At 72.5% G+C, this 21,536-nt stretch carries 19 protein-coding genes and 1 pseudogene; 9 read left to right on the forward strand and 11 right to left on the reverse strand.

Annotation, left to right across the window (positions count from 1 at the left end):
- Nucleotides 1-9 precede the first annotated feature (9 nt).
- Nucleotides 10-687 carry a DUF305 domain-containing protein gene (locus IG02_RS0107835; RefSeq protein WP_030743492.1) on the reverse strand — a complete coding sequence of 226 codons (678 nt, stop codon included), beginning with the start codon at nucleotides 685-687 and terminating at the stop codon, nucleotides 10-12.
- Between the two features lie 180 nt (nucleotides 688-867).
- Between IG02_RS0107835 and IG02_RS0107840 the strand changes: the two genes are divergently transcribed.
- Nucleotides 868-2,364 (forward strand): LVIVD repeat-containing protein, encoded by a 1,497-nt coding sequence (locus tag IG02_RS0107840; RefSeq protein WP_030743493.1) that lies wholly within the window; start codon nucleotides 868-870, stop codon nucleotides 2,362-2,364.
- Here the strand turns inward: IG02_RS0107840 and IG02_RS0107845 are convergent.
- Nucleotides 2,340-2,993, reverse strand: coding sequence for a TetR/AcrR family transcriptional regulator (locus IG02_RS0107845; RefSeq protein ID WP_030743494.1), 654 nt, complete (start codon nucleotides 2,991-2,993; stop codon nucleotides 2,340-2,342). The two genes, IG02_RS0107840 and IG02_RS0107845, sit on opposite strands and share 25 nt — an antisense overlap.
- A 521-nt stretch (nucleotides 2,994-3,514) precedes the next feature.
- On the opposite strand from IG02_RS0107845, the gene IG02_RS0107850 reads away from it, so the two are divergent.
- Complete coding sequence (locus tag IG02_RS0107850) at nucleotides 3,515-5,896, forward strand: beta-galactosidase (protein WP_158712259.1); 2,382 nt, start codon at nucleotides 3,515-3,517, stop codon at nucleotides 5,894-5,896.
- A 152-nt stretch (nucleotides 5,897-6,048) separates the two neighbouring features.
- Nucleotides 6,049-7,329: a cellulase-like family protein gene (locus IG02_RS0107855; protein ID WP_030743496.1), complete on the forward strand. Its 1,281-nt coding sequence runs from the start codon at nucleotides 6,049-6,051 to the stop codon at nucleotides 7,327-7,329.
- Between the two features lie 164 nt (nucleotides 7,330-7,493).
- Here the strand turns inward: IG02_RS0107855 and IG02_RS0107860 are convergent, their stop codons facing one another.
- Both IG02_RS0107860 and IG02_RS0107865 read right to left on the reverse strand, forming a co-directional pair.
- On the reverse strand, nucleotides 7,494-8,237 hold the full coding sequence (locus tag IG02_RS0107860; protein ID WP_030743497.1) for an SAM-dependent methyltransferase: 744 nt from the start codon (nucleotides 8,235-8,237) through the stop codon (nucleotides 7,494-7,496).
- Nucleotides 8,238-8,439: 202 nt separating this feature from the next.
- A complete protein-coding gene (locus tag IG02_RS0107865; protein WP_030743498.1) occupies nucleotides 8,440-8,904 on the reverse strand; it encodes a cyclic nucleotide-binding domain-containing protein in 465 nt (154 codons plus the stop codon).
- Nucleotides 8,905-9,218: 314 nt separating this feature from the next.
- Between IG02_RS0107865 and IG02_RS0107870 the strand changes: the two genes are divergently transcribed.
- Nucleotides 9,219-9,923, forward strand: a complete 705-nt coding sequence (locus tag IG02_RS0107870) for a response regulator (protein ID WP_030743499.1) — start codon at nucleotides 9,219-9,221, stop codon at nucleotides 9,921-9,923.
- 193 nt (nucleotides 9,924-10,116) lie between these two features.
- Here IG02_RS0107870 and IG02_RS0107875 read toward each other — a convergent pair whose 3' ends face one another.
- A complete protein-coding gene (locus IG02_RS0107875) occupies nucleotides 10,117-10,539 on the reverse strand; it encodes a pyridoxamine 5'-phosphate oxidase family protein (protein WP_030743501.1) in 423 nt (140 codons plus the stop codon).
- A 186-nt stretch (nucleotides 10,540-10,725) separates the two neighbouring features.
- Between IG02_RS0107875 and IG02_RS38895 the strand changes: the two are divergent.
- A pseudogene (locus tag IG02_RS38895) lies at nucleotides 10,726-10,944 on the forward strand (MFS transporter); the annotation flags it as partial.
- Nucleotides 10,945-11,056: 112 nt separating this feature from the next.
- Here the strand turns inward: IG02_RS38895 and IG02_RS0107885 are convergent.
- Both IG02_RS0107885 and IG02_RS0107890 read right to left on the reverse strand, forming a co-directional pair.
- Entirely contained in the window at nucleotides 11,057-12,787 is a 1,731-nt protein-coding gene (locus IG02_RS0107885; RefSeq protein ID WP_030743505.1) for a GAF domain-containing protein, read from the reverse strand.
- A gap of 394 nt (nucleotides 12,788-13,181) precedes the next feature.
- Nucleotides 13,182-13,766, reverse strand: a complete 585-nt coding sequence (locus tag IG02_RS0107890; protein WP_030743508.1) for a TetR/AcrR family transcriptional regulator — start codon at nucleotides 13,764-13,766, stop codon at nucleotides 13,182-13,184.
- A 99-nt stretch (nucleotides 13,767-13,865) separates the two neighbouring features.
- Between IG02_RS0107890 and IG02_RS0107895 the strand changes: the two genes are divergently transcribed.
- Nucleotides 13,866-14,789, forward strand: a complete 924-nt coding sequence (locus tag IG02_RS0107895; RefSeq protein ID WP_030743510.1) for an NmrA/HSCARG family protein — start codon at nucleotides 13,866-13,868, stop codon at nucleotides 14,787-14,789.
- A gap of 13 nt (nucleotides 14,790-14,802) precedes the next feature.
- Here IG02_RS0107895 and IG02_RS0107900 read toward each other — a convergent pair whose 3' ends face one another.
- Both IG02_RS0107900 and IG02_RS0107905 read right to left on the reverse strand, forming a co-directional pair.
- The gene (locus IG02_RS0107900; protein ID WP_030743512.1) at nucleotides 14,803-15,345 is read right to left on the reverse strand and encodes a DUF1707 SHOCT-like domain-containing protein; all 543 of its coding nucleotides are present in this window, start codon (nucleotides 15,343-15,345) and stop codon (nucleotides 14,803-14,805) included.
- Nucleotides 15,346-15,481: 136 nt separating this feature from the next.
- Nucleotides 15,482-15,892, reverse strand: coding sequence for an organic hydroperoxide resistance protein (locus IG02_RS0107905; protein WP_030743514.1), 411 nt, complete (start codon nucleotides 15,890-15,892; stop codon nucleotides 15,482-15,484).
- A 137-nt stretch (nucleotides 15,893-16,029) separates the two neighbouring features.
- On the opposite strand from IG02_RS0107905, the gene IG02_RS0107910 reads away from it, so the two are divergent.
- The 3 genes from IG02_RS0107910 to IG02_RS0107920 all read left to right on the forward strand — a co-directional run bounded on the left by IG02_RS0107910 (nucleotide 16,030) and on the right by IG02_RS0107920 (nucleotide 19,254).
- The gene (locus IG02_RS0107910) at nucleotides 16,030-16,518 is read left to right on the forward strand and encodes a MarR family winged helix-turn-helix transcriptional regulator (RefSeq protein ID WP_030743516.1); all 489 of its coding nucleotides are present in this window, start codon (nucleotides 16,030-16,032) and stop codon (nucleotides 16,516-16,518) included.
- Nucleotides 16,519-16,607: 89 nt separating this feature from the next.
- Nucleotides 16,608-17,954: a 6-phospho-beta-glucosidase gene (locus IG02_RS0107915; protein ID WP_030743519.1), complete on the forward strand. Its 1,347-nt coding sequence runs from the start codon at nucleotides 16,608-16,610 to the stop codon at nucleotides 17,952-17,954.
- Between the two features lie 31 nt (nucleotides 17,955-17,985).
- Nucleotides 17,986-19,254 (forward strand): alpha-L-fucosidase, encoded by a 1,269-nt coding sequence (locus IG02_RS0107920; protein ID WP_030743522.1) that lies wholly within the window; start codon nucleotides 17,986-17,988, stop codon nucleotides 19,252-19,254.
- Nucleotides 19,255-19,273: 19 nt separating this feature from the next.
- Here the strand turns inward: IG02_RS0107920 and IG02_RS0107925 are convergent, their stop codons facing one another.
- A complete protein-coding gene (locus tag IG02_RS0107925) occupies nucleotides 19,274-20,203 on the reverse strand; it encodes an NAD-dependent epimerase/dehydratase family protein (RefSeq protein ID WP_030743525.1) in 930 nt (309 codons plus the stop codon).
- Complete coding sequence (locus tag IG02_RS0107930) at nucleotides 20,200-21,513, reverse strand: hypothetical protein (RefSeq protein ID WP_063756737.1); 1,314 nt, start codon at nucleotides 21,511-21,513, stop codon at nucleotides 20,200-20,202. Before IG02_RS0107930 ends, IG02_RS0107925 begins: the two co-directional genes overlap by 4 nt.
- Nucleotides 21,514-21,536: the final 23 nt, after the last annotated feature.

Genomic DNA, 21,536 nt, shown 5'->3' on the forward strand with positions numbered 1-21,536 from the left:
TCTCCCGCATCACATCGAGCGCATCCGGTTCATCTCGGCCGTCTGCTGGGACAGCACGTCGTTCGCCATTTCCTCGATCTGCACGTTCCGGCCTTCCGAGAGCGCCTCGGTGGCCATGGTGATCGCGCCCTGGTGGTGGGTGATCATCAGTTTCAGGAACAGTTCGTCGAAGGCCTTCCCCTTCGCGGCGCGCAGTTGCGTCAGCTGGGCCTCGGTGGCCATTCCGGGCATCGTGGCGTGGTTATGGCCGTGGCTCTGCTTCGCTCCTCCGTTGTTCTTCAACCACGCCTCCATCATCCCGATCTCGGGTTTCTGAGCGGCGGTGATGCGTTCGGCGAGGCGCTTCACCTGTTTCGCGTCGGCCCGTTCCGCCACCAGATCCGTCATCTTCAGCGCCTGGCCGTGGTGCACGATCATCATATGCGCATACGTGAAGTCGGCGGAGTTGGGGGTGTTGTCCGGAGCGGCCTTCGCCGCCTCCGCCGCGGACAGGGTCTTCGCCGGTTCGCCCGGCTTGCCCGGGGCGAGTACGCCCGGTCCCTTCTCCGCGACGGAATGCGCCGTACCGTCGCCGCCCGACGCCTCCGTACCGCCCGAGTCGCAGGCTCCCAGGGCGAGTACGGCGACGGCGGCCAGTGCCGCGTACACCGGCCTGCGGACGCGTGGATTCCTGCGGCGGGTCAACACAGCGGCCTCCCTGGGGCTGTTGGTGGAGTGCACCACCGTCCTAGCACGCTTCCGTGCGCACGTGATCAAAAACTCTTGTTACGTCTGTGTTGCCATCTGTTGAGATGTACATGAGAAGGACGATACTGCCCACGTCGAGAACCCGTTCGACACCGAACGGGGGAAACCAGGGAGGACCGAGTGACCTCGTTGCACACCACCCGAGTGCGGCGCAGACGTCTGGGCGTGGCGGCAGCCGCGGCCGGACTCTTCGCCACGCTCCTGACCGCGGGGACCGCGTCCGCGACCCCCGACCCCGGCGACAGCCCGGTCAGGGAGAAGGTCTCGTCGAGCCAGGCCGCCGAAGCGAAGGCCGCCATCGGCAAGGGTGAGATACCCGGCGTGGACGAGATCGTCCACAGCGACAACATCAAGCACCTCGCGAATGTCCCCAAGGACCTCATCACCGGGACGAACTCCGACCTGGCGTTCCAGGGCAAGTACGCGTTCGCCGGCAACTACGACGGCTTCCGGATCTTCGACATCAGCAACCCGAAGTCGCCGAAGACCGTCGCGCAGGTGCTCTGCCCCGGATCGCAGAACGACATCTCGGTCGAGGGCGACCTGCTCTTCCTCTCCACGGACTCCTCCCGCAGCGACAACTCCTGCGCGAGCACCTCGCAGTCCGCGACGGAGAAGTCCTCCTGGGAGGGCATGAAGATCTTCGACATCAGCGACAAGCGGAACCCCAAGTACATCGCCGCCATCGAGACGGCCTGCGGTTCGCACACCCACACCCTGGTGCCGGAGCGCAAGAACGTCTACATCTACGTGTCGTCGTACGCCCCCAGCGCGTCCTTCCCGGACTGCCAACCGCCGCACGACGGCATCTCCATCATCAAGGTGCCGCGGAAGGCCCCGCAGAAGGCCGAACTCGTCAAGTTCGACGTGCTCTTCCCGGACGGGGGCAACCCGGGCGCGCCCACCAACCCGGGCGTGTCGGCCACCAGCGGCTGCCACGACATCACCGTGCTGCCCTCGAAGGACCTGGCCGCCGGCGCCTGCATGGGTGACGGCATCCTCTTCGACATCAAGAACCCGGAGCAGCCCCGGGTGATCGACCGGGTCCAGGACAACGTCAACTTCGCGTTCTGGCACTCGGCCACCTTCAACCAGGGCGCCGACAAGGTCGTCTTCACGGACGAGCTGGGCGGCGGTGGCGCCGCCACCTGCAACGCGGAGATCGGCCCGAACCGCGGTGCCGACGGCATCTACGACATCGTCGGCAAGGGCGACAAGCGCAAGCTGGTCTTCCGCAGCTACTACAAGATCCCCAGGCACCAGGCCGACACCGAGAACTGCGTCGCCCACAACGGCTCGCTGATCCCGGTCAAGGGCCGCGACATCATGGTCCAGTCCTGGTACCAGGGCGGTGTGTCCGTGTGGGACTTCACCAACTCCGCCAAGCCGAAGGAGATCGCGTACTTCGAGCGCGGGCCGCTCTCGGCCGACACCATGGTGGGCGGCGGCACGTGGTCGACGTACTACTACAACGGCCACATCTACTCGAACGACATGGTCAAGGGCTTCGACGTGCTGAGGCTCGACGACCGCCTGACGGACCCCGCGAAGAAGGTGCGGATGTCCGAGCTCAACGCCCAGACGCAGCCGGACTACTTCGCGTCCTCCGGCCACTGAAGGACGATGGCCTGACTCGTTCCGCCGGGCGGCTCCCCGCCCGGCGGAACGCCGCGTTCCCAGGCCAGCCCGTACCGCCGGAACAACTCCGCGCGCAGCCTGGGCAGCGGCATCGGGGCCCCGGGCATCAGCACCGCGAACACCGCACCCATCAGCAGGGCACGCAGCATCGGGTAGTCGCTGTCCGCGTCCTCGGATCCGTACGCCACGACCGTGTCACGCAGGAGCCCGGCCAGCCGCTGCTGCTCGGGACACCGTACGAAGCCCTCGGCCTGGAGGATGTGGGCCATGTGCGCGCGCATCACGACCGGCTTGTCGGCCGCCAGCCCCAGGATGGCGTCGATCGCCCGCGCCATCAGCTCCTGACCGTCCCGCGTGCGCGGTTCCCGGCTGAGGGCGGCCTCCAGCGTGCGGTGCATCAGCCGGTGCACGGCGGACTGCAGGAGCTGCCGCTTCCCGGGGAAGTAGTAAGAGATCAGCCCGCGTGCGGAGCCGGCCCGGTGGGCGATGTCGGCGAGCGTCGTGGCCTCGTACCCATGTTCGGCGACCAGCTCGACCGTCGCCTGCAACAGCCGCTCCCTGGAACGCCGACGTAACTCTTCATTGACCGACGGGCTTCGCGGGGACATGCTGGACTCCTGCGTTGACTGGCTCTCAGCCAATATACTCAGAGCCGCCCGTCACGCCGCCCGACCGGGCCGGGACGGGACAGCCGCAGGGCTTGGGCGACGCGGGGGATCGCCCAAGCCCTGCGGCGCCTCTCCGCGCGTTGTTGACCAGTACCGTCGGTGGCCCGATCCGCTCGGCGACGGTCGCACCGCGGTCCGCACCGCCTGTTCGTCGGTCACATTCGCCAGGAGAACACCGCCCGCGAGCCCCGTGCGGTGAGGGCGACGGCCACTTCCTCACCGGCAGGGTCGATGTCCAGGACGCTCTCGCCTGTCAGGTGCCCGCTCACCGGCCGGCCCCGCCCACGCCGGCGGCTGCCGTCACCGGCAACTCGGCGCCGAGCGCGTCACCCGGACCGGACCGGACCGAATGCCTGGCGCGGAGTTCTCTGCTCAGAAATTATGAATTAACGTGCGGTCGTCGAATGCCGACACCGCCGGCCGGACCTGCCCGGACCCGGCGCCGAGCCAGGAGGCCGATCGTGCACACCCTGACCCTGCGCCCGCCCACAACGCCGCTGAACGGCCATCTCCGGATGGGTGAGTCCGAAGGGCCGGACCGGATCTACGCCACCAGCACCCATCTCGTGCGCGGTGACCGCCCATGGTTCCCCGTCATGGGCGAGATCCACTTCACCCGCTACCCCCGTGACAGCTGGCGCGAGCAGTTGCTGAGCATGCGCGCCGGCGGTATCGACGTCGTCTCCACCTACCTCTTCTGGCACCACCACGAAGAAAACCGCGGCCACTTCCGCTTCGACGGCAACAGGGACCTCCGGGCCTTCCTGCAGGTGGTCGCCGAGTGCGGATTGGACGCCGTCGTGCGGATCGGCCCCTGGTCCCACGGCGAGGCACGTTATGGCGGCTTCCCCGAGTGGGTCCAGCACTCCGGCACCCGGACCCGCACCAATGACCCCGCCTACCTCGAAATCGTCCAGCCCTACTACGCGCGCATCAGCGCCGAACTGGACGGGCTCCATCACGCCCAGGGCGGACCGATCGTCGCCGTCCAGATCGAGAACGAGCTCTACGACCAGCCCGAACACCTGCGCAGCCTCAAGCACATGGCCCAGGACGCCGGGATCACCCCGGCTCTGTGGACCGCCACGGCGTGGGGCATGGCAGACCTGCCCGCCGACGAGTTCCTCCCGCTCTATGCGGGCTACCCCGAATCCCCCTGGGACGACGCCCACCCGGGCTGGGCCCGGCACAACCGCAGGCACTACTTCTTCACCCCTCTGCGCGACGACCACACCGTCGGCGCCGACCTGCGCCGCAAGCCCGCCGCGGGCGAAGGGCCGGCGCTCGACCGCTATCCCTACGCCACCTGCGAGCTCGGCGGCGGCGTCCAAGTCACCTACCACCGCCGCCCCCGCATCGCCGCGGACGACGTGGCCGCCCTGGCCCTGACAAAGATCGGCTGCGGCTCGGCCTGGCAGGGCTACTACATGTACCAGGGCGGCTCCCACGTCATGGACGCCGCCACCACGATGCAGGAATCCCTCGACACCGGCTACGCCAACGACCTGCCGATCGTCAGCTACGACTTCCAGGCCCCCTTGGGCGAATACGGGCAGGTGCGCCCCGCCTACGGGCTGCTGCGGCTGCAACACCACCTGCTCGCGGCCGCGGGCAGGGAACTGGCGCCGATGCCCCTCGTCGCCCCGGACGAAACCCCCGAAGGGCTCGACGACCGGGACACGCTCAGGTGGGCCGTGCGCACCAACGGCACCTCCGGCATGTTGTTCGCCAACACCCACCAGCCCGGAGGAGAGGACCTTGCCGCGCACAGCGGTGTCCGCTTCCGCCTCGAGGGCCCGGCGGGCCCGCTCGAACTGCCCACGCACCCCGTCGACATTCCTGCCGGAGCCTACTTCGCCTGGCCCTTCCGCTGGCCGCTGCCCGGTGACGCAACCCTGGAATGGGCCACTGCGCAACTCGTGACCGTCCTGGACGACACGGTCGTGCTCACCCGCACCGCCGGCATTCCGGTCGAGCTCGTGCTCAGCGGCGTCGATGCGGACTCGGTCAAGGGCCCCCACGCCACACCGGAAGACCTCGGTGACGGCCGGACCCGCGTGCGCGTCGAGGCACCCGGCACCGACACGCTCATCGAACTCGGTGCTCTGCGCCTGCTCGTCCTCGACGAGGATACCGCCCGGCACACGGCCGTCGGCGACCTGTGGGGAACTCGCCGCCTCGTCGTCGGCCACGACCTCCACATCGTGCCCGACGGCGATCTCCTGCACATCGAGTGCGGGCCCAACGGCGGCTCCCTGCTCGTCCACCCGGCGCCCGCCCACCCGGTCGGTCTGCGGAACGAGCGGACCGGCCCCGGCGACAGCACGCCGCTGCGCCTGCGGGAAGCCGGGACGAGCGGCGTCTTCGCCCGCTTCGAGATCGACGCCCCCGCGGACGTCCCCAAGGCCGGCCTGGTCGAGGTGACCACCGTCACCGGACCCGCCCCCCAGCGCGTCGGAGGGCCACTGCACCGCGCCGCCGCCCCCACCGCCGAGGACTACGCCCGTGCCGCCGCGTTCCGCGTCGACATCGAGCCCGAAGCCTTCACCGGCGCACACCGCCTCTTGCTGCGGCTCGACTGGGTCGGTGACGCGGCCCGCGCCGAACTGGACGGCATCCTCGTCGCCGACCAGTACTGGAACGGCGACCCGTGGGAGATCGACCTCGCCCGCCACCGCGACGCCCTCACCAACGGCGCTGAACTGGTCCTCAGGCTCCTGCCGTTCGATCCGGCAGCCACGGTCCACGTGCCCGAAGACCTGCGCCCCACCGAGCCCACTCTGCGGGTGACATCGGGCCGCCTGGTGCCCGTCTACCGCAGTGCCGTGACCGCTGCCGGCTGACGGGCCTCGCACCGTGCCCGTCCGGGTCGAGCGGTCTGTCCCTTCCGCAGGCACAGGTCCTGCCCCGCCAACCGCCACCGGCCGGGGCAGGCGCCCCCACCGCATCACCGGCCCCTTCCGGAATCCCTGAGTCACCGACCACGAAGGATGTCATGGTCTACACACCGATTCCCCTCGCGCCCCACCTGCCCGACCGACTCACCCTCACCCTGTGGGACTTCACCTGGTACACCCGCACCGGACCTGGTGAGCCCTTCGAGAACCTTGACCGCGCCTTCACCGAAGCCGTCGACCGGGGATACAACACCATCCGCATCTGCGCCATGCCGTTCCTGATCTTCCGGTCCGGGCTCTCAGGAGAAATGGAGTTCGGCCCCCTCGGCGGAGAATACGGCCAGGGCACCCGCTGGTACGACGTGCGGCACATCACCCGACTCGACCCCAAGGCGCACCTGCTGGCCCTGCTGCGCGCGGCCCAGCGGCACGGCGTCTTCGTGATCCTCTCCAGCTGGGAGTACCAGCAGAGCAGTTCCTTCGCCGGTGACCGTCAGTGGTTCGACAGCCTCATGGCCGTCAAGCCCGAGGACCGTCCCGCCCGCCTGGCCGACGCCCTGGCCGACTGCTGCGAACTGGCCGAAGCCGAAGGGCTCGCGGACGTCATCGCGTTCGTCGAACTGCACAACGAAGTGCAGGGCGGCTATCTCACCGAGGGGCTGCCCGGGCGCGAACCCGCCGTGGTGGAGCTGCGCGGGCGGCTGGAGGCGGGCCTGGCCCGCTTCCACGAACGCCGCCCCCGCATCCCCGCCACGGTCAACTACGCCCGCGTCCCACTGGAGTCCTTCCGCGGCATCCCCGAGAACATCGACGTGGGCGTCTTCCACCCCTACGTCTACGGCGTCCTCGACGAACTCGTCACCGGCTACGGCCTCCGCTCGACCGACGGCGGCTTCGACGAGGAACGCGCCCGCGCCGACCTGCTGCGCCCGGGAGCCCCGTCCTTCGACCAGTGGCGCCCGCCGGCCGGGCAGGAGTGGCGACAGCGGGCCACGATCGTGGGCAAGCCCGAGATCTATGTACACGACTGGGTCGACGAGCAGGCGTGGGACCGCCTGCTGTACCAACGCTACGGCGCGCACCGTCTCGCCATGCGCGGCACGCTGGACAGATGGATGGCCGCGGCGGCTGATCTGTGCGCCGCCCGCGGTGTCCCGCTGGTCTTCGGTGAGGGATGGATCGGTTACACCCCGCTGCGTGGCACTTTCGAAGAAGGGCCGGTCGGCGCGGACTTCTGCCGGTACGCGGTACGGCGCAGCGCCGAGATCGGCGCACGGGGGACGATCGTCTGCTCCAACGCCGCGCCGCACCATCCGATGTGGAACGACGTGGAGCTCCAGAGGGAGTGCAACGCGCTGTTCGCCCGGCAGTCGGTGTGACCACCTGAGCCGGACGTCGGTTCAATCCCCTGGCGTCCTACGGCCGGGCCTACGCCACAGGGCGCCGGGCCTGCCGCGGGCGCCGGATGCCCTGCGCGACACAGCCCACCCCGGGTTCCGCCGGGTATCCGGCATCGGCTCGAGACCTCGGGGCGCGGGTCCGTTCAGGCGGAGCCGGGTGTCCGGCGCAGGACCAGGGAGACGAAGCCGAAGGTGTCCCGGTAATCGCGCAGCCATTCGGTGCGCCGGGCCGTGGCCGTCTCGAGCACCTGCGCGCTGTCCGGATGACCGGGGTGGTCCAGGGCCCACGCGGCCAGAGAGCCCCAGCAGGCCCATTCGTAGTCGTCCAGCTCCCGACGTGTGCTGACGTGCCCGTCGACGGGAGTCCAGCCGTCGGCGACCACACGGTCCAGGGTGGTCGCCAGGTCGGTGAAGTTCCCGAGCATCCCGACGGCTTCCTGCGACGGGGGGCCTTCCCAGAACCCGTCACCGATGAGGACGCGGCCGCCGGGGGCCAGGTGTCCGCGGGCCGCGGCAAGGGTGGGGAGCAGGCCGCCGAAGGCATGCGCGGCCCCGAAGCTGAGGACCGCGTCGAACGGCTCCTCGGACACGAACTCCTCGGCCTTCAGGTGATGCAGGACGAGGCGGTCCTGGACGCCGAGGTCGCGCGCCGCGTCGGCCGCCCGGGCCAGGGCGTCCTCGGAGATGTCCACGCCCTCGGCGTGCACACCCGGCCGCGCGGCCAGGGCGCGCAGGAGCCATTCCCCCGAGCCGCAGCCGAGGTCGAGCACCCGCTCCTCGCCCGTCGGCAGGCCGCGTTCCAGCAGGTGGCGGACCGAGTCGTCGTCGAGCGGAGATTTGATCGGGTGTTCGGAATGAGCGATCTGGGACATCTGTTCGCGATTCACCGGGGCAGTGTGCCAAGGGCCGAGCGTGCGCGCACCTCATATACGGCGACTCGGGCTCCGCCGTCCCGAGACCACGTCGTACGGCGGCGCCACCGCGTCGGCGACCGCGCGTGCCGGGCGTCGCGAGGGGGTGAACCTTGCCGGGAGCGGCACGGCAGTGGGGCGTACCGGCCGGGACAGCTGTCGCGGAACTCCTCCTCGGTCACAGGAGGCTCCCGCTGCCGTAGGGGGCGTACAGGTCCAGCAGTCGGGTGCGGGCCGAGCGCAGGCGGTGGGCGAGGACGTCGCCCGCCCACTGGGCGACGCTCGCGCCGAACACGGGGTCGTCCCGGCACATCGAGCGGACCACGGTGGCGTCGAACTCGTAGGCGCGTACCGGACTCGTCGCCTCGGCGCCCAGGTGCCAGGCGTGCGGGACGAACAGCCAGGACCAGCCGACCAGTTCGTTGTGCCCGAGGGACTCGATGACGGCGGCGGGGCGGCCCGGCACGCGCATGTCGAGGTCGATGCCGCCGGTGCGGATGATCCAGAACCGGTCGGCGCGGCCCCCTTCCTCGAAGAGACGGGTGCCCTGGCGGAACGACACCTCCCGGGCGAAGTGCATCAGCCGCCGCCGGTGTTCGGTCGTCAGCGCCTGCAGCATGCCGGCCGTGGCGGGAGCGTTCATGACGTGCCTCCAGTCGGGCGTACGAGCTTTCACATCCAGCGTGCTGCCGTGTGCCGTGCCGGGCGATGGGCCACCCGGCCCCGGGGCGGGGCCGGGTGGCACGCCTTCCGGGTCCTTCCGCATGCTGTGCCGGAACACGGGGCCAACAAGGGGACCGGAGTTGGGGGAGCGGTAGGGCCTACCGGCCCTGGCCCTCCGGTCCGGGATCGAGCAAGATCGTGCGAAGGGCGGGCATCGTGCGGGAGGCCGGCACCGGTTGTGCCCAGCGGGCCGGGCCCGACGCGGGATTCGGACAGAGCGACGAGGAGCATCACATGGCGGACGGGGAGCAGCCCGGGCGCGACAACCCGATAAGGGTCTTCCTGCTGGACGACCACGAGGTGGTACGGCGCGGGGTGCACGACCTGCTGAACGACGAGCCGGACATCACGGTCGTCGGCGAGGCCGCCAACGTCGAGCAGGCCCTGGTCCGCGTCCCCGCGCTGCGCCCCCAGGTGGCGGTGCTGGACGTACGTCTGCCGGACGGCGACGGGGTGACCGTGTGCCGGGAACTGCGCTCGAGGATGCCGGAACTGGCCTGTCTCATGCTGACCTCGTTCGACGAGGAGGAGGCACTGCTGGACTCGATCGTCGCCGGGGCGTCCGGATACGTGCTGAAGCAGATCCAGGGGTCGGACCTGGTGTCGGCCGTGCGTACGGTCGCGGCCGGCCAGTCCCTGCTCGATCCCAGCGCCACCGCCAAGGTGATGGCCCGGCTGCGCCAGGACCAGGACCAGCTCCACGAGCGGGAGGCCGAGCCCGGCACCCTGTCGGTCCTGACCGGACGGGAGCGGGAGATCCTGGCCCTGATCGGCGAGGGACTGACCAACCGTCAGATCGGACGTCGGCTCTACCTCGCCGAGAAGACGGTGAAGAACCACATCTCCCGGCTGCTGGCCAAGCTCGGTGTGGAGCGGCGCATCCAGGCCGCCGTCATCGCCACCCAGGCCCAGGAGCGGCTGAAGCGCGACGGCGGCTGACGGTACGAGGTGAGCCGCCGGGCCGAACGCCCCGGCTCACCCGCCTCCGGCCCGATGCCCGCGCCCGCCCGGTGCCCGATCCGCCAGGCGGCGGGGCCTTGCCGCACCTGGGGCCGGCGGTCCTTCGCGGACGGCCTTCCGGCCCCACCCGGCCGCCCCCGACAGGGCCCCATGGTCCCTGTGTCGCCGCGCCTCACCGCGCGCCGTGCGTTCCTCTGAGCTCGCGTCCGGTGAGCATCTCGGACTCGATCCGAACGAACACCGCGTCCCCCAGGGGCATCCAGGACGTGGGGCCGGCGTCCGACAGCCGCTCGTGCTCGACGGGATCGGTCACCACGGTGGCCCGTCCGGTGACGACCACGCTCCAGCCTGACCGGCTCGCGGCGTCGAACTCGTCCGCCTCGAAGGCGACCACGACGCCGTCGATGGCGCGGACGAGGTCCGAGTCCGACGAGGTGTGCAGCAGGACGGAGGCGTCCGTGTCCAGGGAGAAGTTGATGGGGAGGACCGCGGGCAGCGCCTGCCGCGTGTACACCACGCGGCCGACCGGCACCTTGGCGAGCAGGCTCAGGCACTCGTGCCGGTCGAGTGCGCGAAAGGCGTCGTTCTGGAACATCGGTTCATCGTCCCCGCGGTCGTCGTGAGGGGGTAGGGCCGACCGGCCCAACACCCGTACGGCGCGAGGACGGCGGAGCGCACCCGGTTGTTCTCGCGGAGCCGCGCGGGCACGGCGGTACACCGGGCCGGGGAGAGGGACGGCCGGGAGGCGGACCGCGGGGCCGTCCGTCGGCTCGGTGCGGGACTCAACGCCTGGTTCCCGCCCGAGCGGCGCGGGCTGGCCATCGGCGTCTTCGGCGCCGGCATGGGCGGCACCGCGATCAGCGCCCTGACCACGGTGAAACTGGTCGACGCCCCCAGCATGGCCACCCCCTTCCTGATCACCGCGGTGGTACTCGCCGGTTACGCCGTGGTCGCCGCCCTGCTGCTGCGCGACGCGCCCGGCCGCACCGGGCCGGCCGAGCCGCCGGCGCGAGCGCCACACCGCGGGCACCACCGCGTAAACCAGCCGGGCCCGGGCTGCCCTTGGCGACCGGGACCGTTCCCCGGTCCCGGTCGGAGAACCGGGCCCGGGCTCACGCCTCCACCGGGAGGGGCACCGTCCACTCCGCGACGGTGCCGACGGGCTCGTTCGGCCCGAGTGTGAAACTGCCGCCGAGGTCGCCGGCGCGGCGGTGGAGGTTGGCGAGACCGCTGCACCGGGTGACGCCGGGGTCGATGCCGGTTCCGTTGTCCGCAACGCGCAGTCGCAGCCGGCTGCCGTCGGTCTCGGCCGTGACCTCGACGTGGGTGGCGTGCGCGTGCCGGGCGGCGTTCGACAGCGTCTCGCGCAGCACCGCCAGGAGCTGCTCGGCATACTCGGCGGGTACGCCGGTGTCCAGCAGGCCGGTCATGCGCAGGGCGGGTGTGAAGCCCAGCACGCCCGTGGCCCGGTCGGTCTCGGCCAGCAGTTCGGCACGCAGACCCCGCGCCCCCTCGCGGTCGCGCTCGCGCAGCGCGTAGATCGTGTTCCGTACCGTCTTGATGGTGTCGTCGAGGTCGTCGACCACGCGCCGGACCCGCTCGGCCGCCTCGGGCCGGTCGCTGATCCGGCCGAGGACCGAGTTCAGGGTCAGGCCGGAGGCGAACAGCCGTTGAATGGCCAGGTCGTGCAGGTCACGGGCGATACGGTCGCGGTCGGACAGGACCATCCGCCGGTCGGCTTCGCGCCGGTGCTCGGCGATCTCCAGGGCGAGTGCGGCCTGGTCGGCGAATCCGCCGATCATGGTCATGGTGGCCTCGGAGAACTCCCGCCCGCCGGGCAGGTTGGCGACCTGCAGAACCCCGCGGACATGCTCGCTGCCGCCCAGCGGAAGCAGGAAACCCGGCCCCAGTTCGATCTGCCCCGCCGAGCCCCCGCCCTCCTGGGGCTCCCCCGACAGCGCGCCGCTGGAGACCCGTTCGTTGGAGCGGTACACCTTCGCGGCCAGTGTGGTGGGCGGCAACACCAGCCCGTGCACCCGCTCGGCGCCCGCCCCGTCGGTGGCCTCGATCACCAGCTCGTCGCCGCCGTCGAACGGCACCGCCACCGTCACCAGATCGGCGCCGGCCAGTCGCCGGACGGTGGCGGCGACCTGGTACAGCACCTGGTCCGGATCGGTGCCCGAGAGCAGGCCGTGGGTCAGGTCGCTGCTCGCGGCCAGCCACCGCTCCCTGCGGCGCGTGTCCTCGTACAGCCGGGCGTTGTCGATGGCCACACCCGCCGCGGCGGCGAGCGTGCGCAGCACCGCCTCGTCCTCGTCGTCGAACCGCGCCCCGCCGCGCTTGTCGGTCAGGTAGAGGTTTCCGAAGACCCGGTCGCGCACGCGTACCGGCGCCCCCAGGAACGTGGTCATCGGCGGATGCCCCTCGGGGAAGCCGACCGATTCGGGATGGGCGCCGAGGTCGGCGAGGCGCAGCGGCTCCGGTTCCCTGATCAGCAGCCCCAGGATGCCCCCACCCTCGGGATAGTGACCGATCGCCTTGATGGTCTCCTCGTCCACGCCGACCGTGATGAACCGCTTGATCTGCCCTTCCTCGCCCAACACCCCCAGCGCCCCGTACTCGGCGTCCACCACGGTCACCGCGGACTCCGTGATCCGCCGCAGCACCACATCGAGGTCCAGGTCGGAGCCGATGGTGAGGACGGCGTCCAACAGCGCGTGCACCCGGTCCCGGGTCGCCCGGACCTGCGCCACCTGTGCCTGCAGACCCTCCAGCAGCTCGTCCAGCCGCAACCGGGGCGCCGCCGGCCGGTCCTTCCGCCCCGTCGCCGGACGCTCTGCCATTCCCGCTCCCTCCGGAGGGCGCCATGGGCACCCCGTCATCGTGCCCGAACAGCCCCGCCGGCACGCGGACTTGCGTGGTGAGCGCGCCGTCTCGGCCCTCCCGGATTCTATTGCCCTCCGACAACCGTGACCGAAGGCCGTCCTGGAGGGTCCGGCGCGACGCTCCGCCTAGGGCGTGTTGCGAAAGTCCCGCCTGGCCGGCGACGCCTGGCACGCACTTCCCCAGCTACCGCTGGGAGGTGCTCTCTGCCGCGTTGCCGGAGTCGTCCGAGTACGTCCGGTCCATCGACGACGCCGATCCTCCGCCTTGCGATCGCACGCACCGGACGCCGCCGGCCCCGCCCTTCGGGCGGACGGCGCTACTTTCGCAACACGCCCTGGCCGCCGCGCGGTGTCAGCCCTGCGGGCTCGCTCCGTTCCGCGGGCTCAGTCCCGCCACGGACAGTCGGAAGAGCCGGTCCGCCGAGGCGGCCGGGTCGGGGTGGTGCTCCGTCGCGAGGACGATGCCGACGACCAGTGTGATCAGGTCGGCGACGGTGATGCCCGGTGCCACCGCGCCGTCCCGCACGGCGTGGCGCAGCAGCGGGGTTCCCGCCTCTTCGATAGCCGCCGAGCAGCTGTTCTCGTGCACCGAGTCGGGACCGGCGCCCTCGTAGACCAGCGCGGCCGCCAGCCCCCGGGCGGAGACGGAATAGGCGATGACATCACTCAGCCATTCCAGTAGCGCGCTTCGGCTGTCGCTCTCGCCGGTCAGGGCCTCGGCGCGCGCGCACAGCGCCTCCATCTGCTTCCTGGACACGGCTTCCAGCAGCGCGCGGCGGGTGGGGAAGTGCCGGCGCACGGTCGCCGAGCCGACCTCCGCGGTGCGGGCGATCTGTTCCAGGGAGGCGCCGGCGCCGTGGGCGGCGACCTCCGCCTCGGCCACGGCGAGGATCCGCGCGTAGTTGCGCCGGGCGTCCGCGCGCTGGCGCTCGGGCATGGCGACATCTCCTGGTTGCTAAGTGGTGGGGCCCGCCGTATCGTACCCCGAAGTAAACGGCGGGCCCCGCCGTTTAGCTGCGAGCGCATGAGGAGCACTATGTCCACCGATACCGCACCCGTCCTGGTCACCGGCGCCACCGGCAGGCAGGGCGGGGCCACGGCCCGCGCCCTGCGTGCCGAGGGCGTCCCCGTACGGGCCCTGGTGCGCGACCCGGGCACCGACCGGGCCAAGGCCGTCGAGGCGCTCGGTGTCGAACTGGTCGTAGGTGATCTGCGCGACCGCGATTCCGTGATCCGGGCGGCCGAGGGCGCCCGCGCCGTCTTCTCCGTACAGATGCCCGGCATCACCGCGGAAGGCTTCGACTTCGAGGGGGAGGTGGCGCAGGGCGTCAACCTCATCGAGGGCGCGAAGGCCGCCGGAGTGCCGCAGTTCGTGCACACGTCCGTCAGTGGCGCCGGGGCGCACACCGAGGCTCCCGGCTGGGCGGAAGGCCGCTGGGCTCCGATGGAAGGCACCCTGGGGGCCAAGAGCGCGATCCAGGACCGGGTCCGGGCGGCCGGATTCCCGCACTGGACGCTCCTCAAGCCTGGGTTCTTCATGGAGAACTTCCTGCCGTCCATGGCATTCCTGTTCCCGCGCGGTATCGAGGGCGGCTTGGTGAGCGTCGTGAAGCCCGGGACCCGGCTGTCCCTCGTCGCGGTGGACGACATCGGCAGGGCGGCCGCCGCGGCCGTCGCCGCGCCCGAGCGGTTCGACGGGGTCGAGCTGGAGCTGGCGAGCGACTACCTGTCGATGACGGAGATAGCCGAAGTCCTCTCCCGTGCCCTGGGCACGCGACTGTCCGCACCGGACATGACCGAGGAGGAGGCCGTGGCCGCCGGGATGCCGGGGATGGGTGCCGGCCACGAGTGGCTGAACGCGGTCGGGCAGCCGGGCCGCCCGCGGTACGCGAGGGACCTCGGGATCCCGCTCACCGGCTTCGAGGAGTGGGCGCGGGAGCACATGCGGCCCACGGCGTAAGAGGTCCTGAACCTCAACGCCGCGCGTGGCGGATCCTCAACCGCCCGTACCCCATGCTTCCGGAGATCCGGATCGTGGGCCCGCCGGGGCGGGAGCGCCGCGGAGGCTTGTGGAGCGAGTCCTTCCATCCGGTGCGCAGGTCCTCGATGTCGACTGTCGCGTCGCGGGGCACAGTGATCTTCGCCCCACCGGTGCCCAGTTGCAATTCGATGTCGACCGCCGCGTGCTCGATGACTGCCCGGGACAGGTCCAGGCGCACGCTTCCGAACGCGGACTCGACCTTCAAGAACCGGGGTACCCGCCATGCGCCGCGCCGCCGGATCCGTCCGCCGGCGGCGGCGATCGTGGACGTGGTGCCCGCGTTCTCCGCCGGGAGCGAGGCCAGTGCCGACAGGAGTTCGCTGTGCGTCGTGGCGGTGAGCGCCTGGTCGAGGCGTTCGTCCATCTCCTCGTGCGCGATGTGCCCTTCGGCGTATGCGTCCTTCAGGCGCCGCACGGCCGTGTCACGGTCGTCTTCGCGGATGAGTGACAGCGGGTCTTCCGGCAGAGAGGCCACCGTCTCACTGTAGCGCCGTGCCAGGCGGTGCGAACACGGCTTCGCCGGTCTCCTCGGCGGCCGTTCACCCGCGACGCCCGGCCGGGAATCCCCGGCCGGGCGTCGCGGGTTGAGCCCCCGGCGTGATCGGGCCCGGTCACTCGACGACGAGCTCGACCTCGATGTTGCCGCGGGTGGCCTTCGAGTACGGGCAGTACGCGTGGGTCGCCTCCACCAGCTTGCGGCCCGCTTCGCCCGCGAGGGAGTCCGGCAGTTCGACGCGCATCACGACCGCGAGCCCGAATCCCGTGCCGTCCTTGCCGATCGAGACCTCGGCGGTCACCGACGCGTCCTTCGTGTCGACCTTCATCTCGCGGCCCACCGCCTGCATCGCGCTTGCGAAGCACGCGGCGTAGCCGGCGGCGAAGAGCTGCTCCGGGTTCGTGCCCTCGCCGTTGCCGCCGAGCGCCGGGGGCAGGGCGAGTGCGAGGTCGAGCCGGCCGTCCGAGCTGACGGCGCGGCCCTCGCGGCCGTTGGCGGTGGCGGCGGCGGTGTACAGCGCGTCCATGATGAGCCCTTCGTTCGCACGGTGGGACGGGGCGTCGTCCCATGACGGTGGCGGCCGGGAAGCGATCGCCGACCGTCATGATTGCATGCAATTAAATTGTGCACAACTAAATGGCGCCCGCAGGCTACGCTGGAGCCATGACGCCACCACCCGACCGCACCGCCTCCCGCTCCGAGGCGTCCGCGCCGGCCGACGCGGAACTGCTCCGGCTCGACCGCCAGGTCTGCTTCTCGCTGCACGCGGCCACCCGCGCGTTCGGCGGCGTCTACCGCGAGGCGCTCAAGGACCTCGGCCTGACCTACCCCCAGTACCTGGCCATGCTGGTGCTGTGGGAGGAGGGGCCGCGGACCGTCAAGGCCATGGGGGAGAGGCTGCGGCTCGACTCGGGCACGCTCTCGCCCCTGCTGAAACGGCTGGAGTCGGCCGGCCTGGTCCGGCGCGAGCGCGGTGCGGCGGACGAACGCTCGGTGACGGTCCACCTCACCCCGGAGGGGGTCCGGCTGCGCGAGCGGGCGCTGCCCGTTCCGCGCCGGATCTACGCGGCCACCGGCCTCTCGGTGGAGGAAGGGCTGACCCTTCAGGCGCTCCTCGACCGGGTCACCGCCTCCCTTGATCAGGCGCGGTGAGACGGGAGCGATAATGAGGGGCCGCCGCCCCGCGGCGGTGCGGGACCGTCCGGGTGGAGAGGCCGTCCAGGTATGAAGGTGGTTCAGGCGTGAAGCTGACAATTCTCGGTGGCGGCGGTTTCCGGGTGCCGCTGGTGTACGGGGCGCTGCTCGGCGACCATGCCGAAGGCCGCGTCACCGACGTCACGCTCCACGACCTCGACCCCCGCCGGCTCTCGGCCGTCGCCCGGGTGCTGGCCGAGCAGGCCGCCCCCGTCCCCGACGCACCGGCCGTCACCGCCACCACCGACCTGGACGAGGCGCTGCGCGGGGCCGACTTCGTCTTCTCCGCGATCCGCGTCGGCGGACTCGAAGGCCGCGCCGCCGACGAGCGGGTGGCGCTCGACCTGGGCGTCCTCGGCCAGGAGACGGTCGGCGCGGGTGGCATCGCCTACGGACTGCGCACGGTACCCGTCGCCGTCGACATCGCGCGCCGCGTCGCCGAACTCGCCCCCGACGCCTGGGTCATCAACTTCACCAACCCGGCCGGGCTGGTCACCGAGGCCATGGCCCGCCACCTCGGCGACCGGGTCATCGGCATCTGCGACTCACCCGTGGGCCTCGCCCGCCGGGTCGCCCGCGTCCTCGGCGCCGACCCCGCCCGGGCGAGCGCCGACTACGTCGGCCTCAACCACCTCGGCTGGCTGCGCGGCCTGTACGTCGACGGACGCGACGAACTCCCGCGCCTGCTCACCGACTCCGAGGCCCTCGGCTCCTTCGAGGAGGGCCGGCTCTTCGGGGCCGAGTGGCTCCGGTCCCTCGGCGCGATCCCCAACGAGTACCTGCACTACTACTACTTCAACCGGGAAGCGGTCCGTGCCTACCAGGAGGCGGAGCGCACGCGCGGCGCTTTCCTGCGCGACCAGCAGGCCCGGTTCTACGCCGAGATGGAGCGGCCCGACGCTCCCGCCCTGGCCGCTTGGGACCGTACCCGCGCCGAGCGCGAGGCCACCTACATGGCCGAGAACCGCGAAGCGGCGGGCGTCGGCGACCGCGACGAGAGCGACCTGGAGTCCGGCGGGTACGAGAAGGTCGCCCTCGCGCTGATGCGTGCCATCGCCCGCGACGAGCGCACCACGCTCATCCTGAACGTACGCAACCGCACCACCCTGCGCGTACTGGACGAGGAGGCCGTCATCGAGGTGCCCTGTCTCGTGGACGCGAACGGCGCCCATCCGCTGACCGTCTCGCCCCTGCCGCACCACGCCACCGGCCTGGTGTGCGCCGTCAAGGCCGTTGAGCGCGAGGTGCTGGCCGCCGCCGAGAGCGGCTCCCGCGCCGCCGCCGCCAAGGCGTTCGCCCTGCATCCGCTGGTGGACTCCGTGACCGTCGCCCGTGACCTCGTGGCGGGCTACACGGCCGCGCACCCCGGCCTGGCCTACCTCGCCAGGCCGTAGGACTGTCCGACGCTCTGTCAGGAGTACGCGCATGACCATGCGGCCGTGGTTCCCCGACGCCAAGCTGGGGATCTTCATCCACTGGGGCATCTACGCCGTCGACGGCGTCCGGGAGTCCTGGTCGTTCTTCGACGGCGAGGTCCCGCACGAGCGGTACATGGCGCAGCTCGACCGCTTCACCGCCCGCGCCTACGATCCGCGCGCCTGGGCCGGGCTGTTCGCACGGGCGGGCGCCCGGTACGCGGTGCTGACGGCCCGTCACCACGACGGTGTGGCGCTCTGGGACACCGCTCTCGGCGACCTGAACGTGGCCCGGCACACCCCGGCCGGCCGCGACCTCGTCGGCCCGTACGCGGCGGCGCTGCGCGAGCGGGGGCTGAAGGTGGGCCTCTACTACTCGCACAGCGACTGGAACCACCCCGACTACGCCTCCGTCCGGCACGCGGAACGGCCGGCGGGGCCGGAGGACAACCCGTACGCCGACGCGCCCGAGGGCCGGGAGGACCCGGTTGCCTGGGCCCGCTACCTGGACTACCGCGACGGCCAGGTCCGGGAGCTGTGCACCCGGTTCCGCCCCGACCTGCTCTGGTTCGACGGCGAGTGGGAGCGTACGGAGGAGCAGTGGCGCGTCCGGGAACTGGCCGCGCTCATCCGCGCCGAGGCGCCCGCGTGTGTGCTGAACGCGCGCCTGCCCGGTGCGGGCGACTACGCCACCCCGGAGCAGGGCGTGCCGATCGAACCGCCCCCGGGGCCGTGGGAGTTGTGCCTGACGCTGAACGACTCCTGGGGCCACCGGCACGACGACCACAACCACAAGTCGACCGGACAGCTGATCCGCCACCTCGCCGAGACCATCGGCGCGGGCGGCAACCTGCTGCTCTCGGTGGGGCCGAGGGAGGACGGCACGATCCCTCCCGAGCAGGCCGAGCGTCTCGAGGGCATCGGCGCGTGGACCGCCCGGCACGCCGAGGCGGTGTACGGCACGGTCGCGGGCCTGCCCGCCGGTCACCACTACGGGCCGAGCACCCTCTCCCGCGACCGCCGCACCCTTTACCTGACGGTCTTCGACATCCCGCGCGGCCCGGTGGGCGTCCGCGGGCTGCGTACACCCGTGCGCCGGGTGAGCGTGCTCGGCACCGGGACGGAACTGGGCCACCGGGTCGTGGGCGGACTCCACGAGGTGCCGGGGATGCTGTGGATCGACCCGCCGGCCGCCGCGGACCTGGACGAGCACGCGACGGTGCTCGCGCTGGAACTGGCCGGTGAACTGGAGCTGTACCGGGGCGCGGGCCGCGCCTGACGCCCCGGCGGCCCGGGGCTCACCGGGCCGTTCGCAGGTCGGCGAGGTGGTCCGCCAGCGTCCGGCGCGGGAACCAGCCCTGGTCACGGGCGCGGGTGGTGTCCAGCACCACGGAATGGGCGAGCTGGTCCACCGCGTACCGGCTGAGCGCCGGCCCGGCGGAGCGGCCCCGCCCCCGGCGGGCCCAGGTCTCGGCGGCCCGGGCGGCCGAGCGGGCCACGGGCCGGGGGAGATGGCGGATCCGGGCGGGAACGCCGTGCGCCGTCAGGACCTGGCGTACGGCGGTGTCACGCGCGTACGGCTCGGCGTCGGCGATGTTGTACGCGCCCGGCGGCCAGCCGACGGCGGCCAGGCAGGCGTCCGCCAGGTTCTCCACCGCGGTGAGGCTCAACTCCACGTCCGGGCCCGGCAGCAGCAGTGTCCCGGCCCGGACGCGGCCGATCAGACGCGGCAGCAGCTGACGGTCGCCCGGCCCGTAGACGGCACGCGGCCGCAGCACCACCGCGCCGGCGGCCAGGGCCAGCTCCTCGCCCGCCGTCTTCGTCCTGCCGTACGCGTTGAGGTGGCCGCCGCACGGGTGGTCCTCCCGGACCAGGCGGCGGTCCGGGCGTGGATCGTAGACGCTGGCGCTGCTCACCCAGACCACGGTCCGGCCGTTCGCGGCGGCCAGCAGCCGGCGCGTGCCCTCGACGTTGACCGCGTGCATGGCGGTCTCGGCCGGCGAGCCCGGCGCGGGGTCGCCGACCGCCGCCGCGCAGTGCACCACGACGTCCGTGCCCGTGAGATCGGGGACGGCACGCGCGGCGTCCCAGAAGCGGTGTTCCCCCACCGGGCCCGGGCGGCGGCCCGGGCACACCACGTCCGCGCCGGCCGCCTCGGCGGCGCGGGCGACGTGGGAGCCGCAGAAGCCGCTTGCCCCGGTGACGGCGATACGGACCGGGGCGGTCACGGGCGCGGTCCTGCGGCCGGCCGCCCCGGCCCTGGTGCCGTCGCCCCGTACGGCCCCTCGGACCGCGCCGGACCAGAGGCCCGTACCGGTTCCGGGGCGGCCGCCGGCCTCGTCGCCCGTATGGTCAGCGACCGCCAGCTCGGCAGCGCCGCCCGCCGGTCGGCCCGGGCCCGCGCCACGGTCGGCCGGAAGGGGGCGAGCGCCGTCAGGACGTCGGCCAGCTGGGTCCGCGCCGCGCGGGCGCCCGGGCAGGTGTGCGGGCCCGCGCCGAACACCAGATGGGCGAGGGACGCGTCGGCCGGGCGGCCGGCGTCGGGATCACGCCGGTGCGCGTCGGCGGCGTGCCGGGCGACGAGCACCAGCCGGTCCCCGGCCCGCACCGGGCAGCCGCCGACCGAGCCGTCGGCGGCGGCCACGCGGGGCAGGACCGGCGAGGGCGCGAGCACCCGCAGCAGTTCGTCCGCGAGGGCCGGGGCCAGGTCGGAGCCCGGGCCCGGGACGCGACCCGGGCGCGACGCGGCGTGCTCGGCCTGCGCCCACAGCCCGGCGTCCGCGCACCAGGCGACGGCCCGGGGCAGCGCCGCGACCGTCGTGGTGACGGCGGCCACCGCCACCATCGTGTCGAGGGCGCTGTCGGTGGCGAGAAGGTGCTGGAGCCGGGTGGTGGCCCGGGCGGCGGTGGCGGCCGACCGGCGGCGGGGGCCGGGAAGATGGCCGCGGACGGCGGCGGACGCGGCGTCCAGGGCGGCGTCCGCGACCTCCAGCGGGTCGGCGTCGCGGTCCAGCAGCGCGCACACCACCGAGCCGGACAGGGCACGGGCCAGATCCACCAGATCCACCTCGTGGCCCCGGTCGAGCCGGGCCGTGGCAGCGTCGAGCGCCGGCCGCCACACCGCGCGCAGACGCGCCACGCCCTCCGCGCCGAGCCGCCCGGCCAGATCGCGGCGTGCCGCCCGGTGCCCGTCGCCCTCCTGGTCGAACAGCACGCCACCGTCGTCCGTGCCACGGGAGGCGGCCGGGCCGCGGGAGTCGCCGAGCGCGGCCCGCGCCGCGCCGCCCGTCGTGCCGGCCGCCGTACGGTCCAGCGGCAGCCGGGTCAGCGCCTCGCGGTACGCCTCGGCGCCGTGCACCAGCACGGTCCCGCCGACCTTGCCCGCGGAGCGGCGCCGGTCCACGGCGAGCAGACCGAACAGCAGCGGATGGGCCGCCAGATAGACGCGCCGGTCCCGGCGGCGGGCCCGGGCGTGCGACGTGCCGGTCCGGGGCGACGGGAGTGAGGGCCAAGGTGACGGCTTCGCCGTTCGTGTCATCGGACCGCACCTTTCCGGCGCGC

This window comes from Streptomyces sp. NRRL F-5135, from assembly GCF_000719775.1.
Classification (GTDB): Bacteria; Actinomycetota; Actinomycetes; order Streptomycetales; family Streptomycetaceae; genus Streptomyces; species Streptomyces hebeiensis.

Excerpts from the sequence above, each read along its gene's own strand:
- IG02_RS0107870 (WP_030743499.1), top strand. The coding sequence starts at position 9,219 with ATGGCGGACGGGGAGCAGCCCGGGCGCGACAACCCGATAAGGGTCTTC.
- IG02_RS0107855 (WP_030743496.1), top strand. The coding sequence starts at position 6,049 with ATGGTCTACACACCGATTCCCCTCGCGCCCCACCTGCCCGACCGACTC.
- IG02_RS0107875 (WP_030743501.1), bottom strand. The coding sequence starts at position 10,539 with ATGTTCCAGAACGACGCCTTTCGCGCACTCGACCGGCACGAGTGCCTG.
- IG02_RS0107895 (WP_030743510.1), top strand. The coding sequence starts at position 13,866 with ATGTCCACCGATACCGCACCCGTCCTGGTCACCGGCGCCACCGGCAGG.
- IG02_RS0107865 (WP_030743498.1), bottom strand. The coding sequence starts at position 8,904 with ATGAACGCTCCCGCCACGGCCGGCATGCTGCAGGCGCTGACGACCGAA.
- IG02_RS0107910 (WP_030743516.1), top strand. The coding sequence starts at position 16,030 with ATGACGCCACCACCCGACCGCACCGCCTCCCGCTCCGAGGCGTCCGCG.
- IG02_RS0107905 (WP_030743514.1), bottom strand. The coding sequence starts at position 15,892 with ATGGACGCGCTGTACACCGCCGCCGCCACCGCCAACGGCCGCGAGGGC.
- IG02_RS0107885 (WP_030743505.1), bottom strand. The coding sequence starts at position 12,787 with ATGGCAGAGCGTCCGGCGACGGGGCGGAAGGACCGGCCGGCGGCGCCC.
- IG02_RS0107920 (WP_030743522.1), top strand. The coding sequence starts at position 17,986 with ATGACCATGCGGCCGTGGTTCCCCGACGCCAAGCTGGGGATCTTCATC.
- IG02_RS0107845 (WP_030743494.1), bottom strand. The coding sequence starts at position 2,993 with ATGTCCCCGCGAAGCCCGTCGGTCAATGAAGAGTTACGTCGGCGTTCC.
- IG02_RS0107890 (WP_030743508.1), bottom strand. The coding sequence starts at position 13,766 with ATGCCCGAGCGCCAGCGCGCGGACGCCCGGCGCAACTACGCGCGGATC.
- IG02_RS0107930 (WP_063756737.1), bottom strand. The coding sequence starts at position 21,513 with ATGACACGAACGGCGAAGCCGTCACCTTGGCCCTCACTCCCGTCGCCC.